A 16,271-nucleotide genomic window follows, 5' to 3' on the forward strand; every position below is an offset into this window, starting at 1 on the left:
CTACTCCAATATATGGCCGGTGCGCAGTTCAAATCCAAGAACAACCATCGTAAATCATCCGGAGAAAACTTCATGCTCAAAGGTAAAACAGCGCTTGTCACGGGTTCCACCAGCGGTATCGGCCTGGGCATCGCCAAGGCGCTGGCCGCGCAGGGTGCCAATATCGTCATGAACGGCTTTGGCGATGTCGAAGGCCCCAAGGCCGAAATCGCAGCGCTGGGTGTCAAGGTCGCCTACCACGGCGCCGACATGAGCAAACCTGCCGAGATTGAGGACATGATGAAATACGCCGCCGCCCAGTTTGGCCAGGTCGACATCCTGGTCAACAACGCCGGCATACAGCACGTCGCCCGCGTCGAGAACTTCCCGGTTGAAAAGTGGGACGCCATCATCGCCATCAACCTGAGCAGCGCCTTCCATGCCAGCCGCCTGGCTTTGCCCGCCATGCAGGCCGCCAACGGCGGCAAGGGCTGGGGCCGCATCATCAACGTGGCATCGGTGCACGGCCTGGTCGGCTCGGCTGAAAAATCGGCCTACGTTGCAGCCAAACACGCCATTGTCGGCCTGACCAAAGTCACCGCCCTGGAAAACGCCACCAGCGGCGTAACCTGTAACGCGATTTGCCCGGGCTGGGTGCTGACACCCCTGGTGCAAAAACAGGTGGATGCCAAGGCCGCTGCAGGCGGCATCAGCAACGAAGCCGCGACGGCGCAGTTGCTGGGTGAAAAAGAACCATCGCTGCAGTTCACCACGCCGGAAGAACTGGGTGCACTGGCGGTGTTTTTCTGCTCACCGGCCGGCAACAATGTGCGCGGCGTGGCCTGGAATATGGACGGGGGCTGGGCTGCGCAGTAAGCAGGTCGCTATCAAATATATAGCTGGCCGCGCGCCATCCACGGCGGCCAGCGGCCTGTTTGATGCATAAAAGGGCCCGTCAGGACTGGCGCCGGGGTGCAAAAAAACAGGCCGCTTTCAAGGCCTTTTGTGCCCGTAGCCACCGTCCTGTGCGCGCCACCAGCTATCAATATCGTAGCAACTTCTTTAGTTGAAACGCTTTCAGACTGACGGCGCACAGGTGCCGGACACAGCCTTCAGAGGTCATGGCCATAAACAATAAAGCCTGCATGCCTGGCCACCTTGTCGTAAAGCGCACGGCCGGCGGCGTTTGACACCTGCGTTTGCCAGTAGACCCGCTTCACGCCCGCCGCCTCCGCCTGCTCGTACACGCCCAGGATCAAGGCCCTTCCAACACCCCGGCCGCGCGCCGGCCCGGCAGTGAAAAGATCCTGCAGGTAGCAGGTGGGTTCAATCCGCGTGGTGCTGCGGTGGAACAGGTAGTGTGTCAGCCCCAGGATCTCCCCGCCGGCTTCTGCCACCAGTGCAAACACCGGTTCATGCGGATCCAGAAAGCGCTCCCATGTGACCCGGGTGATCTCAGGCGCAAGCGCGGTCTCGCCCTCGCGGCCATAAAAAGCGTTGTAGCCGTCCCAAAGCGGCTTCCAGGCCGGGAAGTCTTCGGCGCGGATGGGGCGGATTTGCAGGGCTTCGGTCATGTCGGGTTTTCAATCCTCGGGGTCCATGCACGCGTGCGTCAGATCGGCTTCCTGCTCGACAAGGCGCTTGATCTTGACGGCTTTTTCAAAGTGGTCCAACTGGTGCGTTTGAATCCACCATGCCGCAGCTTCCATCAGGAGTTCTGGATTGTCATTCCTGTTGGAAAAGAACGCATAAAAAGACAGGCCGACATTGGCGCCCTTCTCCCCGATCTTTTTTTCGCAAACTGCAACTATCTTTTGTCTCAGGCTTGTACGCATGTTCATTGGCGCTGCTGGCGGTAACTGGTTTTCGGATGCGGCTGGAGCAGATTTTTTGAGTTGAGCAGGGATCCACACAGGAAGGAAGTCAGGCAGCAATCTGCAGCGCTTCGGCAGCCACGGCTGTGACCCTGGGGCCAAAACTCGAGATGTTGGTCAGCGTTGCATTGTGATGCTGAATGACCTGGACAGGCGTCAGATACCTGTTCCCTTCTGTGGTGTGCGCATCCTCGACCAGCGTCACCGGATAGCCGAGTGCAAGCGCCCTGCGTGTCGTTGTGTCCACACAAAACTCCGTATGCATTCCGCAAATTATCAGATCGCTGATGCCATGCGCCTTCAGCGTCGCCTCCAGGTCGGTACGCAGAAACGAGTCCGGTGTCGTTTTGCGGATGCGCATATCAGTGGCTTCACTGTGCAGCCCCTCGGCAAGCTGCCACTCCCGCGTCCCGAACTCCAGGTACCCCGGCTGCGATTCATGCTGGATAAAAATAACCGGAATGCCCGCAGCACGTGCCCTGGCCGAAACCTGGTTGATGCGCTTGATGACCTCCGCAGATTCAAAAGCCTGGTGCACGCCCTCACACAAGCCTTGCTGAACATCAATGATGAGTAGTGCGGTTTTCATGGTGCCGGCAATTCAGGCCGCGCCATGATGCGCGATCACGATGATGACGGGCAGCAACAGCTCGGGAACCAGATAACCCAGCCATACGGCCGCGGGCTTTGGCAGGCCTACCTTGCTGATGGACACCAGCCTGCCTATGCCGGCCAGAAAAACACCCATGGCCAGCAGGTAGACCAGCGTTCCCTGCTGCCGAATGGTGATGGCCGCCCAGAAGCTGATGACGCCGGTGGAGAAATACACACCGGCCATGAACCGGTGCACATTGTCCAGTCGCGGTGAGGTGTCGGGCTGGCCGAGGTACATCTGCAGCGCACCACCGAACAGCGCGATGGCCGCAACCAGGAACAGGCAGACCTGTACGACGACCTGGCTTGCAAGGAGCGGGGCTTCTGGTGTCATCTTCGATTCCTTCTAAGTGAACAAACGGATGAAAGCAAGGCCCCTGTTCCAGGCGACGCGCAAGCCGCCGGGACTGCGGTTAACCGCACCCCTCAAAAACAACGGCAAGGCAATTAGAACATCGTGTTTGCATGCGCCGACTCGCCGGGCACGACCTGCAAGACATCCCAGTGCTCGACGATCTTGCCTTTGTCGTCAAAGCGGAAGATGTCCATGCCGGCCCAGTCCCTGTTCGCGTCGGTGGGCCAGACCTGGTGGCAGTGCAGGACCACAAGATTGCCCTCAGCGATGACGCGCTTGAAAATCACGCGTTTGCCGGGGTAGTCCCTGGCCATGCGTTCAAAGTAGTCGATGAAGGCCTGCTTGCCGTCCGCGACATGCGGGTTGTGCTGGGTGTAAGACCCGCCCGCAAAGCGCGTTATGGCTTCCGCGGGTTTGCATTCGTTGAACATGAGTTCGTAGAACGCCATGGCGTTCTGCTTGTTGCGTTCGAGGGCGGTATCCATTTGCAAACCCCGCATTCAAAAGAAGGTGGCGTCAGATCACGCCGCTTGCACTCAGGCTTTTCAGTTCATCCGCGCCCAGCCCGGCGGCGGCCTGGGTCACCAGCTCATTGCGCAGGGACGGCCGCCTTTGACACACCTGTCATGATAAGGGCGGCAATGACATTCGCAAAGATGCTGGCCAGTATCGGCAGCATGTAGCTGTGGCTGAAGTCAAAGGCAAACCCGGCAGCGCTGGGGCCAACCAGCGTGCCAACCGCCACGCTGGTGTAGAGGATGCCGATGATGGCGCTGATATTGCGCCCGCCAAAATAGTCCATGACCAGCGCCGGCAGCAGCGCCACAAAACCGCCGTAGAACACGCCATAGGCAAATGCAAAAACAGCCAGCGCCCAGAAGCCGGTCGAGACGGCCCAGACGACCAGCGCAAGCGCCATGCCCACAAACATCAGCAACAGCGCAGACTGCCGGCCCATGCGGTCGGCAATGCCGCCCAGGAAAAATCGCCCTGCCGTGCTGCCCACACCAATCACGCCCAGCAGCAGCACAGCCGATGTTTGCGGCACGCCGTGATCCAGCGCATAAGGCACCAGATGCACAAAAGGCACAAACAGCCCGAACGAGCACACCAGGCAGGCGGCATACAGACCGATAAAGCGCCGCGACCTGATCGCATCAGGCACTGAAAAGCCCTGCGGCTTTGCCAGGTGCGCGCCGGCCTGCATGGGGTCTCCGTCTGGCCCCAGCCCGCGATCACGCGGATCGTTTGCAATCAAAAGCGACATGCCCACGCCCACGATAGCGGCAAGGCAGCCCAGCGCAAGGTAGGCATTGCGCCAGCCCAAAGCGTCGATCAGGAATGCAGCAAGCGGCGGCATGACCAGCGTGCCAACGCCAATCCCGCTCACGGCCAGGCCGGACGCAAACCCGCGGCGTTTGACGAACCAGCGCTGCACCACACCCAGCACAGGCACATAGGACAGGCCCACGCCAACGCCCACACCCAGCCCGTAGGCCACATAAACCTGCGTCAGGTTGCGCGACAGGCTGGCGACGGCCAGGCCCAGCCCCACCAGCACCATGCCCACAACAGCCAGGCGGCGCGAGCCCCAGCGGTCAGCCAGCGGGCCGCTCACAACACCGAGGCCGAAATAAAGAAAACCGGCCAGCGAGAACACCAGCGAAACCGAACCGCGCGAGGCGCCAAAATCCCTCTGCAGGGATTCGACAAAAGCGCTGAAGGTGTAGGCGCTGCCAAAGCCCACAAAGGTCACGGCGAATGCGGCCGCAACCACCCACCAGCCGTAGAACATGCGGGGTTTGATTGGTGTGTTCATTTTTTACTTGGTTTGTCGTGGACAGCAGCTTTCATTATTGGCAATATAGGCCTTCTACATTTCAGCATGGAATGAACTATGGACGACGCACTGAACATTCCCCGCATCGCCAACCTGCTGGCGGACCCGGCCCGCGCAACCATGCTCTGGACGCTGATAGACGGCACCACCCGCCCTGCCGGCGAATTGGCGTTTGCAGCCAATGTTTCGCCGCAGTCGGCCAGCGCCCACCTCGCAAAACTGGTGGAAGGCGGCTTGCTGCTGTCCGAGGCGCAAGGCCGCCACCGCTACTTCCGCATTGCAGGCGCCGAAGCCGCCAGCCTGATCGAAAGCCTGGCATCGTTCGGTGCATCCATACGCCCGAGAAAACCACCGCACCCGCCCATAGTACGGGCCATGCCCAGCCAGTTCCTGCATGCCAGAACCTGCTACGATCACCTCGCCGGAGAGATGGCCGTACAGGTGATGGAGGCCATGCTGAAACAGCGCTGGCTGGTGGGCAGCGGCCAGGAGTTCAAGGCCACGCGGCTTGGCAAGGAAAAGCTGGCCGCGCTGGGCATAGACGTGACCGAAGGGCACAAGGGCCGGCGCGCCTTTGCCCGCAGTTGCGTAGACCTGACGCAGCGCCGCCCGCACCTGGCCGGCGTTCTGGGCGCTGCGCTGCTGGACCTTTATGTACGCGAGGGCTGGATATTGCGCACGCCGCGCTCGCGCATTGTCAGCATCACGCCGAAAGGCGATGTCGCGATACGGAAAGTACTGGGTGTGCCGTCACGCACCTGATTTTGCAGCGGCTTGTGCCGTTGGGTTGGGCGTAGGTTCGCCGATCTTGCGCAGCGTGTTGCGATCCGTATGGTGGAACGGTTCCGCCTGCCCCGGGATGATCAACACCGTGTCCTGCTCGTAGGACCAGCTTCCATCGGCGTTGATAGTGACCGTGATGGTGTAGCTCTCCGTCCTGAAGGCGTGCTCCAGAAAAGGATTGGACACGATCCCGTTCGTCAGGGATCCCCTCACCGCCTGGAGGCGAAACGTTTTCGCATCAGCCGCCGCGTGACCGACAGCCATCGCCGTTTGTCCGCGCGGTATCGACAGCGTCTGGAGCAGATTGCCTGTCGCCGGCTCCCATAGCCAGTAGCCGACCTGGTCGTGAAATGTCTCGACATCATCAGGCTTGACGATTCGCGTGTGGTAACGCAAGCCATAAAACAGTTGCGGCCCATTGGTCTGCGCATCGATAGGCTGCAGCTCGATATGTTCGATAAAAGCCTGCTTCTCAGGGCCATCCGGCTTGGGGTTGACGTCAAGGCCGCGCGTGCCGGTCCAGATGCCTGCCATTCCGGTGAGTGGTCCCAGATTAGCGAGCGTATCGACGTCCGGCTCGGGTTCTGTGTAGATGTCTTTAGGGAAGTTTTCCATGGTTAATCTATAGGTCAATTTCTTGCGCTTGAGAGGGAGTCCATATAGGAAGGGTTGGAACTCACTTGAGCAGGGTACCCAGCACGGAACCAACTAAGCCGCCGACGGCTCCTGCGAGAGCAACCCACCATCGCTTGTCTTTCTGATGTTCCAGCGCACGGGAATGTAGATTGACAGCTGTATCCACTAGAGCCTTGATATCCGATGACGAAAGAGGAACGCGAGAAACCCGAATTTTCTGTTCGTTCGTAAGGGTTTCGTACTCTGCACTCGTTAAAGCCTTCTCTGCGTCAACGTCGTATCGCTTTGGAAACTGACGTCTCCAAACGAGAGAGGCCTTCTCTCTGGTTGAGTCCAATCGAAAGAACTCCGGATGCTCCAAGAATACTAGCTTCCACCTATCAGCGAGCGCCTCATCGGCAGACATGCGGTCTGCCCATCCCGCGAACGAAAGTTTGTAGAACTTATATGTAGCCATAGCTTGGATTGCCGCGATCACGTCTCCCAGTCGACCCGGATCTCGCAAATATGGTGATAGGGCAGTTTTCTCGCGCTTCCAAAAATAGTGCATGTGAGTTCTAACGAAATGTATGCAGCAAAACCCGCGGTATAAAACGGCGGTTGCAATCTAATTTGGACAATAAATACTCATGAAGATGGCTTGCAGGTTGGGTTTCGGGATCATATTCTGTAACTTCATCCAGTCATGAAACTCCCCCTACGCAACCCACTCTTGCAATCCATTCGCTTTCTAGACCAGGTCAGCCAGCAGACTCATTACTTGCGCTCTAGCCGCACGAGCCATCAATAGCGTAGCGTGCCCCTAGCCTACAACCAGCGCTTGAGCAATCCCATCACTTGGTCAAAGCGTTTGCCATATGGCGGGTAAAACAGATCGCCGCGCGCCCACTTCGACGACACCAGCACCGGCTTTTGCTGCGTCAGGCGCAGGAAACCAGCCTCACCGTGGTAGCTGCCCCAGCCGCTCTCGCCTACGCCCCCAAAGGGCAGGTTTTCGTGGGCGATGTGCATCAGGGTGTCATTGACAGTGACTCCGCCGCTCACGGTGCGCGCCAGCACGGCGTCGCGCGCTGTGGTGTCGGTGCCAAACCAGTACAGCGCGAGCGGCCGCGGCCTGGCGTTGATGTACTCGATGGCGCCGTCCAGCGAGTCGTAAGGCAGCACGGGCAGGATGGGTCCAAAGATTTCTTCGTTGAGCAGCTTGGAGTCCGCCGCAGCGCCAAACACCAGCACCGGCGCCATCTGCCTTGACTCAGGCCTTCCAGCTGCAGCGCCCGGGTCCAGCACCTGCACGCGCGCGCCCTCGCCTTCAGCTTGCACCAACAGCGCCTTCAGGCGTTCATGGTGGCCCGGACTGATGATGGCGGCGTAATCCGGGTTGCCAGCAATGGTGGGGAAAAGTTTCGCGACCGCTTTTGCAAAGGCCTCGCCAAATGCAGCCTCGCTGCCTCTGGGCAGCAACACATAGTCGGGCGCAATGCAGGTCTGGCCGGCATTGAGGAGCTTGCCGTGCGCAATCTTGATGGCGGCCTGGTCCATGTCGCAGGACGCGTCAATGATGCAGGGTGACTTGCCGCCGAGCTCCAGCGTGGTCGGCGTGAGGTTGGCCGCAGCCGCCCTGGCCACGATGCGGCCCACCGCAGTGGAGCCGGTAAAAAACAGGTGGTCAAACGGCAGGCTGGAGAACCCGGTGGCAAGCTGGCCGTCACCCAGCACCACACAAACCTCGTCCGCAGCAAAGGCCTTGCCTATCAGCTCGGCCAGCAAGGCAGAGGTTTTTGGCGTCAGCTCACTCGGCTTGAGCATCACGCGGTTGCCCGCCGCCAGCGCGGTGATCACCGGCCCCAGCGACAGCTGCACCGGGTAGTTCCACGGCGACACCACACCCACCACACCCAGCGGCTGGCGTTGCAGGTAGGCATGCGAGGGTTGCAGATACAGCGGTGTGCGGACCTTGACCGGCTTCATCCATTTGGGCAGGGCCTTGAGCGTGTGCGACAGCAGGGTGCGCAACACAAACAGGTCGGCGATCTCTGTCAGCTGCGGCGAGCGCACGCCGAAATCTGCCTGCACCGCCTGGGCCAGCGCCGCGCCGTTTTCATCCAGCAGGGTGCGCATGCGCAACAGCCGGTCACGGCGCAGGGCCAGCGGCACTTCGACCTGGGTGCGGCTGCCACGGTATTGGGCATCAAAAAGGGCCGCAAGTCCGCTGCCGGCCATACTGTTGTTTGTGCTTGAAGTCATCCGGCGATGATAGGGCCAGCGAGCGCCACGCATTAGATGCGCAACTCCAGTCCGGGCCGCGCACCGGTTCAATATGGTCTGCGGCGCCTGTGACCACCACCATCGGCTCTGGAGGCAACCAGCTCAAACCAATAACGGCTCGACGTTGCCCGTCGACGCTGAGGGGCCGGCGCATTCGTGCAGCCAGTCCATGAGGACCTGCAGCCGCCTGGGCATGGGGTCGTATGGCGGGTGAACCAGGTAGTAATCGTAGTGGCCGGACTGGGTGAAGCCGCCAAAAGGCAGGATCAGCTCGCCGCGGTCTATGCGCTTTTGCACCAGTTGCTGACGGCCTATCGCGATACCGGCGTGGTTCATCGCGGCCACCACGCACAGGTCGGACCGGTCAAAGCTGATGCCGCGTCCGGGCAACTGCGCCAACATGCCGTGCTGCCTGGCCCAGAGCATCCATTCGGCGTCGCTGGCGGCGTTGTCCCAGGCCAGCGCATCGTGCAGCAGGGTGCAATTGCGAAGATGCTCCGGATGCGCCAGCAGGCCGTGGCGGCGGGCGTATTCGGGGCTGCAGACCGGCGCCATTTTCTCGTCCATCAGCTTGTGGCTGACCAGGCCGGGAAAGTCTCCATTGGCGTAATACAGGGCCAGGTCGATATTGCGGGTGCGGAAGTCGGCGTTGTCATTGCCCACCCGGATATCCAGCGCGACCAGCGGGTAGCGTTCGGTGAAATCCGCCAGCCTGGGCACCAGCCAGCATTGCGCGACCGATGGCCGGGCATACAGCGCAATGGTGCCGGCAACTTCGGCTTCCGAGCTGGGCTGCAACGCCTCGGACAACTCGCCCACCGCGTGCTGCAAGATGCCGAAAATGCGCTCGCCCTCCTCGGTCAGGCAGACCTGGCGCGTCAGGCGCTGGAACAGGCGAATGGACAGGGCGCGCTCCAGCCGGCCAATGCGGTGGCTGACCGCACTCGGGGTCAGGCACAACTCGTCGGCGGCGCCCGCAAAGCTGAGATGGCGGGCGGCCACCAGAAAGGTGTAGAGATTGGAAAACTGGCTGCTGTTGAGCCGCGAAGCAATGCGGGGAGGAAGATTCAGCATGGCAGTAGGTTCCCTCGAACGGCAAAGCGCCCGTTCCGCTTTGTACCAAATTTTTAGAAATTGGCAGCGGAACGGGCGCTTGATTCACGCCTCAAGGGCTCAGTCTTGCAGCAACTGGCGGCCCTTGGCCAGATAGGCCTCCATCTCGGCCGGCGGCACCATGCCGCCGCCTGTGCCCCAGACCAGATGAGTGGCCCGGGCAAGACGCTCAGCACTCAGGCCGGCACGGGCGCGATAGCCCTGCTGCTCGCCCAACACCCGGGCCATGCCCGGCACGCCGGCCAGCGCCGACGGCTCCAGACGCAGGCCTTCGCTGCGCTCCATCAGCGCCAGCAGCCGGTACAACTCCTCGTCGCTGACGGTGTAGTAACCGTCCAGCAGGCGCTGCATGGCGCGGCCTACAAAACCTGAAGCACGGCCCACCGCCAGACCGTCGGCGGCAGTGACGTTGTCGATGCCGAAGTCCTGCACCGACACGGCGTCGTGCTCGCCGGTATAGACACCCAGCAACATGCACGGCGAGTGGGTCGGCTCGGCAAAAATGCAGTGCACGGCATCACCAAAGGCCAGCTTGAGCCCGAAAGCCACGCCGCCAGGGCCGCCGCCCACGCCGCAAGGCAGGTAAACGAACAGCGGATGCTCGGCGTCCACCACGATCTTGGCGGCGGCCAGCTGGCCTTGGAGGCGTTCAGCCGCCACTGCGTAGCCGAGGAACAGGCTGGTGGAGTTCTCGTCGTCGACGAAGTGGCAGCTGGGGTCGGACTCGGCCTGTTTGCGGCCCTCGGCCACGGCCACGCTGTAGTCGGAGGCGTACTCGACCACGGTGACACCATGTGAACGTAACTTGTCTTTCTTCCATTGGCGCGCGTCGGCCGACATGTGCACCGTGGCCTGGAAACCCAGGCGCGCACTCATGATGCCTATCGACAGGCCCAGGTTGCCGGTGGAGCCGACGGCAATCTTGTACTGGCCAAAGAAGGCGCGCGCCTTGTCGCTGTCCAGTTGGGCGTAGTCGTCGCCGGTTTGCAGCAAGCCGCCGGCCAGCGCCAGGTCTTCCGCGTGTTTGAGCACTTCGTAAATGCCACCGCGGGCCTTGATGGAGCCGGAAATTGGCAGGTGGCTGTCGGTCTTGAGCCACAAGGCGCCGCCGCCAGTCGCCAGACCGTAACGTTCATTCAGAAGCGCCTGCAGGGCCGGCAAGGGCTGGATGCCGGATTCGATGATGCCGCTACTGGCCACCGTCTCGGGAAACGCCCACATGATATAGGGCGCAAAACGCACCAGGCGGGCGCTGGCGTCGGCCACGTCAGCGGCAGTGAGACCAACGTCGCCCAGCGCCTCTGCCGTGGGGGCGATGGCCGGGTTGAACCAGCTGGTTTCTTGCAGACCCACCAGCTCGCGGATCAAGGGGTGGCTGGTGGTCCAGTCTTCCAGGGTTTTGCCCAAAATCGTCATGTTCAGTTCCTTGATGGGTTTAGCTTGATATCGTTGTTATCGGTCAGGGCTCAGACAAACTGCGCCAGCAGCAAGGTCAGCCCCAGGGCGACCAGCGAGGCCAGCACCGTGCCGGCGGTGAATTTTTTCAGCGCATCGGCCAGCGATGCCCCCAGGTATTCCTTCACCACCCAGAAGGCGGAGTCGGTCACATGGGTCCAGCCGATGGCGCCCGCGCCAATGGCAATGACCATGATTTCCCGGCTCTGCTCCGGGTGGGTATTCAGCACCGGCAGCACCATGCCGGCGGCGCTGATCATGGCCACGGTGGCGGAACCCACGGCGAAGTGCATCAGGCCGGCGACCAGCCAGGCCAGCACGATGGGGTTCATGTTCAGCTGTGCCAGCGAGTCGGCCAGCACCTTGCCGATGCCGCTGTCGATCAGGATGCCGTTGAAGGCGCCGCCCGCACCGATGATCAGCAAAATGCTGGCCAGCGGCGGGAAGGATTTATCGGTCAGCTTGAGCAGATCGGCCATGCGCAGGCCACGGCGCAAGCCCAGCGACCAGTAGGCAAATACCACGGCAATGACCAGCGCCGTCAGCGGGTTGCCCAGAAAGCTCACCAGCTCGAAGGCCGCCGAGCCCTTGCTCAGGCCCATCACGCCCAGGGTCTTGCCGACCATCAGCAACAGTGGCAGCAAAATGGTGAACAGGGTCAGGCCGAAGCCGGGCAAATCCTTGCTGGCGCGGGTCTCGCAACGCTCTTCCAGGAAGGCGTCTTGTGTGGCCGGCGCTTCGCTCTTGCAGGCCAGCTTGATCCACAGCGGCCCGGCAATCACGGCCGTTGGCAGCCCGACAATCAAGCCGTACAGAATCACCTTGCCCACGTCGGCGCCCAGCATGCCGGTGATCGCCATCGCGGCGGGGTGTGGCGGCAACATGCAATGCACCGTCATCAGCGAAATCGCCAGCGGCACGCCCAGGTACAGCATGTTGAGGCGGGTGTCCTTGGCAACCACGTAGATCAGCGGTATTAACAGGACGAAGCCGACCTCGAAAAACACCGGAATCCCGGCGATAAATCCAACCAGCATCATGACCCAGGAGGCGCGCTGCTTGCCCAGCGTGTGCAGCAGGGTCTGGGCAATGCGCTCGGCGCCGCCGGACTCTTCCAGCATTTTGCCGAGGATGCTGCCCAGGCCGATGATGGCCGCCAGAAAACCCAGCGTGCCGCCCACGCCTTTCTCCAGGGACCCGACGATGTCGGCAAGCGGCATGCCCGAGCCAATGCCAACCACAAAACAGGCCGCCATCAAGGCCAGAAAGGCATGAACCCGGACCTTGACGATCAGCACGACGATCAGCACGATCGCGGCCAATAAAACCAGTAATAAACCCGTACCACCCTGCATGACGTCTCCTTCTGAAAGATTAGTTCCAAGCAACGGCCGGAATCACCGTCTTCCCGGGAATTAAACGGCAGCGCCCAAAGGCTGACAAAGGATGAAAATTCAAGGGACAGCTGACGCAGGATCATCCATGCCCGGCAAGCGCGCCCACTGGGAGCCTTGGCAAGGCTGAAGCCGGGCAGGGAAAAACGGTTTTTCCGACCGAACGCCAGGCGGCACGCCGCAGCCTGGAGTACGGCGGCAAGGTTGGCAGCACAAACAGCCTGGCGATCCCGTTCAGTTGCGGCGAGCCCACGCATAAATCGGCATTGATGGATTTTGCTTACAAACGACGCGCAAAATATCCGGTACGGTGAGGCATTCCTCCTGAAAGGTTTTCATGGAATTCAAGGACTACTACCAGGTCATGGGACTGGAGCGCAGCGCAACACCTGAGGACATCAAGCGGACGCACCGCAAGCTGGCGCGCAAGTACCATCCCGACGTCAGCAAGGAAAAAGACGCCGAGGCACGCTTCAAAGAGCTTGCCGAGGCGTACGAGGTACTGAAAGACCCTGAAAAACGCGCAGCCTACGACCAGTTAGGCGCCGACTACAAGGCCGGGCAGGACTTTCGCCCACCACCCGAATGGGCCAGCAGCAGGCGCAGCAGCAACGCAAGCCATTCATCCAGCAGTTGGAGCCGCAGCGGGACTTTTCCCGAAGGCCAGTTCGGCGAGCATGGCGCGGATCACAGCGAGTTTTTTGAATCGCTGTTTCGCGGCATGGGCGGCGGCAGCCACGGCGGGCCACGCCAGCACGGCCAGGACATGTTCGACATGCACGGCCAGGACCAGCACGCGAAGATACAGATCAGCATAGAGGACTCCTACAACGGTGCCACCCGCACGCTGCAGCTGCGCATGCCCCAGGAAAGCAGCGACGGGCGCGTGCAGATACAGGACCGCAGCATAGAGTTCGTGATCCCCAAGGGCATACGCGCCGGCCAGCATATACGGCTGGCCGCACAGGGCGCACCCGGCATGGGCAAGGGCAGCCCCGGCGACCTCTACCTTGACGTTGAATTTTTGCCGCATCCCCGCTACCGGGCAGAAGGCCTTGACGTGTACATGGACCTGCCGGTGTCGCCCTGGGAGATGGCCCTGGGCGCCGAGGTTGAAGCGCCCACACCAACCGGCAGGGTTGAAGTGAAAATCCCCTCCGGCTCGGCCGCAGGACGCAAACTGCGGGTCAGGGGCCGCGGCCTGCCGGGCAAAACAGCGGGCGATTTCTACTTTGTACTGAAGCTGGTCTTGCCTGCAGCCGATACGGCAAGCAGCAAAAAAGCCTATGAAGACATGGCCGCCGCGTTCAAATCATTTGATCCGCGCGCCGCACTGCAAGACACTGGAGGCCAGGCATGACAACCCAGAACACCCCACCAAGACTCACCGGCTTCATCCTTGAAGACCAGACCGAGCTGACGCTGCAGGACGTTTGCCGTGCCTGTGCTGCGCAGGTCGATCTGGTCATTGAACTGGTCCAAGAAGGCGTACTGACGCCCAGCGGCAGCGCACCAGCGCAGTGGCGTTTTACCGGCGTCCACATGCACCGGGCCACGGTTGCGCTGCGCCTGCAACGCGACCTGGGTGTCAACCTGGCAGGTGCCGCGCTGGCGCTTGAGCTGATGGACGAAATGGATGAGCTAAGGGCGCAATTGCACCGAATGACGGGCACCTGACGCAAGCGAAGCCGACAAGTGCACGGCTGATTTGGAAGTGGAATCAGCCCCACTGCACGCAGCGCATGCTGATGGTTCCGCCCTGAAAACCCTCAAAGGTGGCCACGGATTTTTCTGACTTGCCTGCCGCACCCAGTGCATAAAGAAACGGCCAGTAATGGTCAGGCGTGGGCACCGCCATGCGGGCCGAACTGTCAAGGTCTGAATAGTTGATGAGCGCCTTGTCATCGCGCGCCGCCAGAGCTGCATTGACGGCATTGTCAAACGACTGGGCCCATGGCTTGCTGGCCATGATGCCCTGCGGCACACCGCGCTCGGTCGCCCGCAGGTTGTGCACGACGTTGCCGCTGCCCAGGATGAGCACGCCCTTTTCACGCAGGGCGGCCAGTTCCTGGCCGAGAGCGTAGTGGTATTTTCCCGGCTGGGCGTAATCAATCGACAACTGGAAAACGGGGATATCAGCCTTGGGGTACATGTGGTGCAGCACAGTCCAGGTGCCGTGGTCCAGCCCCCAGTCTTCCGTCGCCTGGGCCGTCACGCTCTTCAGCGAAGCTGCAGCCTGGCGCGCAAAGGCAGGCGCGCCGCGCGCGGGGTATTCCATCTTGTGCAGCTCTGCCGGGAAGCCGCCAAAGTCATGGACTGTTTTTGGTTTTTCATCCACACCTACCGCAGTCACACCCGGCGTCAGCCAGTGTGCAGACACCGACAGGATGGCCGCCGGCTGGCCCAGCGAGGTGCCCCATTTCGCAAGGTGCCGGGTGAAAGCGTTGTCTTGTATGGCATTCATCGGGCTGCCGTGCCCAATGAAGATGGACGGCATGCGTTTGACGGGCTGGCGCTGCTGCGCGCTCGCAAGGCCAGCAAGAGAAGACAACGCAAGCAGCATGCCGGCGCGCGTTCCGCCCATCAACAGGCTGCGTCGGTCGGGGTTTGAGGCCATGGGGTATTTTTAATTCGGAAAGTCAGTCATTGGTACGGCACACCATGCTGCATTTTGACGTGCGGGGAAAGGGCCGTTGCTCTGCCTCTGAACCTGAATAACATTTTTAGTTCAAGAAAATTTTGCGCAGGGCGCTACGACGCGTGCGGCCTGAATGATGTTTCAGGGCCCTGGTATTTCTGCCATCATTCTGGACATGACATCCGCATCAACCGCCGCGCCCACCCTCAAGAACATCTTCAACGCCGACCGCTTCCGCCATGTGGCGGAAGAAACCGCCGCGGTCTACCCGCGTTTTGACGCCGCGCGTTTTCTGGAACTGGCCCTGCCCGGCCTTGACCCGCTCACGCTGATGCAGCGCCTGCGCTGCATGACGGAAAGCCTGCATGCCACCTTGCCCGCCGACTATAAAAAAGCCGTCACCGTCCTGCGCAAACTGGCGCCGCGCATCAACAGCAGTTTTGTGACGCTGGTGCTGCCCGATTACGTCGGCTTGTATGGCCACGACGATTTCGATACGTCGATGGAGGCGCTGAAATTTTTCACGGCCTTCGGCACATCCGAGTTCGCCATCCGCGAATTCCTAAAACGCGATCCAGCGCGTACCCTGGCCGTCATGCAGGCCTGGTCGCTGGATAAAAGCGAACACGTCCGGCGCCTTGCCAGTGAAGGCAGCCGCCCTCGCCTGCCCTGGTCGTTTCGCCTCGATGCGCTGATGGCTGATCCCGGCCTGGCTGCGCCCATTCTTGAAAACCTCAAGGCTGATGACAGCCTGTACGTGCGCAAGTCGGTGGCCAACCACCTGAACGACATTACCAAAACCCATCCGGACTGGGTGCTGGAGCGCCTGGAGGGTTGGCCGCTGGAAAATCCGCACTCCGCGTGGATCGCCCGGCATGCACTGCGCACCTTGATCAAACAGGGCGACCGGCGTGCGCTGGCCGTGATTGGTGCCGGCAAAAAAGCGGCTGTGCAGTTGCATGATTTTTCCGTCAGCCCGAAAAAGCTCAGGCTGGGCGAGCGCCTGGACTTGTCATTCAGGCTGGTGTCAAAAGCGCGCAGTAGCCAACGGCTGGTGGTGGACTACACCATCCATTACGTTAAAAAATCAGGCGCCAGTTCCGCCAAGGTGTTCAAGCTCAAGGAGCTGACCCTGGGCGCGGGCGAAACCGTCGTGCTCACCCGCAGCCAGGTGATCCGCGACTTCACCACACGCGTTCACCATGCAGGCCACCACGCGGTGGACATTGTCGTCAATGGCGAGCGCCTCGCCGAAGGCGGCTTTCACCTGCTGCGATAGGGAAAG

General features: G+C 61.2%; 17 protein-coding genes. 5 read left to right on the forward strand and 12 right to left on the reverse strand.

Annotated elements, in window-relative coordinates:
• The first annotated feature begins 72 nt into the window (after positions 1–72).
• Positions 73–855, forward strand: coding sequence for a 3-hydroxybutyrate dehydrogenase (locus ACFQND_RS17500; protein ID WP_371436424.1), 783 nt, complete (start codon positions 73–75; stop codon positions 853–855).
• A 236-nt stretch (positions 856–1,091) separates the two neighbouring features.
• Here the strand turns inward: ACFQND_RS17500 and ACFQND_RS17505 are convergent, their stop codons facing one another.
• From ACFQND_RS17505 to ACFQND_RS17530, 6 genes are all read right to left on the reverse strand, one after another.
• Positions 1,092–1,553, reverse strand: coding sequence for a GNAT family N-acetyltransferase (locus tag ACFQND_RS17505; protein ID WP_371436425.1), 462 nt, complete (start codon positions 1,551–1,553; stop codon positions 1,092–1,094).
• Positions 1,554–1,562: 9 nt separating this feature from the next.
• Positions 1,563–1,913 (reverse strand): DUF6500 family protein, encoded by a 351-nt coding sequence (locus ACFQND_RS17510; protein WP_371436426.1) that lies wholly within the window; start codon positions 1,911–1,913, stop codon positions 1,563–1,565.
• Positions 1,903–2,442 carry a cysteine hydrolase family protein gene (locus tag ACFQND_RS17515; protein WP_371436427.1) on the reverse strand — a complete coding sequence of 180 codons (540 nt, stop codon included), beginning with the start codon at positions 2,440–2,442 and terminating at the stop codon, positions 1,903–1,905. Before ACFQND_RS17515 ends, ACFQND_RS17510 begins: the two co-directional genes overlap by 11 nt.
• A 12-nt stretch (positions 2,443–2,454) precedes the next feature.
• Entirely contained in the window at positions 2,455–2,841 is a 387-nt protein-coding gene (locus ACFQND_RS17520; RefSeq protein ID WP_371436428.1) for a DUF4345 family protein, read from the reverse strand.
• A 113-nt stretch (positions 2,842–2,954) separates the two neighbouring features.
• A complete protein-coding gene (locus ACFQND_RS17525; protein ID WP_371436429.1) occupies positions 2,955–3,347 on the reverse strand; it encodes a nuclear transport factor 2 family protein in 393 nt (130 codons plus the stop codon).
• Positions 3,348–3,451: 104 nt separating this feature from the next.
• Positions 3,452–4,681 (reverse strand): MFS transporter, encoded by a 1,230-nt coding sequence (locus ACFQND_RS17530; RefSeq protein WP_371436430.1) that lies wholly within the window; start codon positions 4,679–4,681, stop codon positions 3,452–3,454.
• A 78-nt stretch (positions 4,682–4,759) separates the two neighbouring features.
• Here ACFQND_RS17530 and ACFQND_RS17535 point away from each other — a divergent pair, with 78 nt between their 5' ends.
• Positions 4,760–5,464: an ArsR/SmtB family transcription factor gene (locus tag ACFQND_RS17535; protein WP_371436431.1), complete on the forward strand. Its 705-nt coding sequence runs from the start codon at positions 4,760–4,762 to the stop codon at positions 5,462–5,464.
• Here ACFQND_RS17535 and ACFQND_RS17540 read toward each other — a convergent pair.
• From ACFQND_RS17540 to ACFQND_RS17560, 5 genes are all read right to left on the reverse strand, one after another.
• Positions 5,453–6,100 (reverse strand): FABP family protein, encoded by a 648-nt coding sequence (locus tag ACFQND_RS17540; protein WP_371436432.1) that lies wholly within the window; start codon positions 6,098–6,100, stop codon positions 5,453–5,455. The genes ACFQND_RS17535 and ACFQND_RS17540 overlap by 12 nt on opposite strands.
• A gap of 828 nt (positions 6,101–6,928) precedes the next feature.
• Positions 6,929–8,341, reverse strand: a complete 1,413-nt coding sequence (locus ACFQND_RS17545; RefSeq protein WP_371436473.1) for a coniferyl aldehyde dehydrogenase — start codon at positions 8,339–8,341, stop codon at positions 6,929–6,931.
• Positions 8,342–8,488: 147 nt separating this feature from the next.
• On the reverse strand, positions 8,489–9,460 hold the full coding sequence (gene dsdC, locus ACFQND_RS17550) for a DNA-binding transcriptional regulator DsdC (protein WP_371436433.1): 972 nt from the start codon (positions 9,458–9,460) through the stop codon (positions 8,489–8,491).
• Positions 9,461–9,559: 99 nt separating this feature from the next.
• Positions 9,560–10,915: a D-serine ammonia-lyase gene (dsdA, locus tag ACFQND_RS17555; RefSeq protein ID WP_371436434.1), complete on the reverse strand. Its 1,356-nt coding sequence runs from the start codon at positions 10,913–10,915 to the stop codon at positions 9,560–9,562.
• Between the two features lie 50 nt (positions 10,916–10,965).
• Positions 10,966–12,309 carry a GntT/GntP/DsdX family permease gene (locus ACFQND_RS17560; protein ID WP_371436435.1) on the reverse strand — a complete coding sequence of 448 codons (1,344 nt, stop codon included), beginning with the start codon at positions 12,307–12,309 and terminating at the stop codon, positions 10,966–10,968.
• 376 nt (positions 12,310–12,685) lie between these two features.
• On the opposite strand from ACFQND_RS17560, the gene ACFQND_RS17565 reads away from it, so the two are divergent.
• Together ACFQND_RS17565 and ACFQND_RS17570 are read left to right on the forward strand one after the other, a co-directional pair.
• The gene (locus ACFQND_RS17565; RefSeq protein ID WP_371436436.1) at positions 12,686–13,708 is read left to right on the forward strand and encodes a DnaJ C-terminal domain-containing protein; all 1,023 of its coding nucleotides are present in this window, start codon (positions 12,686–12,688) and stop codon (positions 13,706–13,708) included.
• Positions 13,705–14,025, forward strand: coding sequence for a chaperone modulator CbpM (locus tag ACFQND_RS17570; protein ID WP_371436437.1), 321 nt, complete (start codon positions 13,705–13,707; stop codon positions 14,023–14,025). Before ACFQND_RS17565 ends, ACFQND_RS17570 begins: the two co-directional genes overlap by 4 nt.
• 43 nt (positions 14,026–14,068) lie before the next feature.
• Here ACFQND_RS17570 and ygiD read toward each other — a convergent pair whose 3' ends face one another.
• On the reverse strand, positions 14,069–14,965 hold the full coding sequence (gene ygiD, locus ACFQND_RS17575) for a 4,5-DOPA-extradiol-dioxygenase (RefSeq protein WP_371436438.1): 897 nt from the start codon (positions 14,963–14,965) through the stop codon (positions 14,069–14,071).
• Positions 14,966–15,161: 196 nt separating this feature from the next.
• On the opposite strand from ygiD, the gene ACFQND_RS17580 reads away from it, so the two are divergent.
• Positions 15,162–16,265, forward strand: coding sequence for a DNA alkylation repair protein (locus ACFQND_RS17580; protein ID WP_371436439.1), 1,104 nt, complete (start codon positions 15,162–15,164; stop codon positions 16,263–16,265).
• Positions 16,266–16,271: the final 6 nt, after the last annotated feature.

Source organism: Polaromonas aquatica, from assembly GCF_042659145.1.
GTDB classification, from domain to species: Bacteria; Pseudomonadota; Gammaproteobacteria; order Burkholderiales; family Burkholderiaceae_C; genus Polaromonas; species Polaromonas aquatica.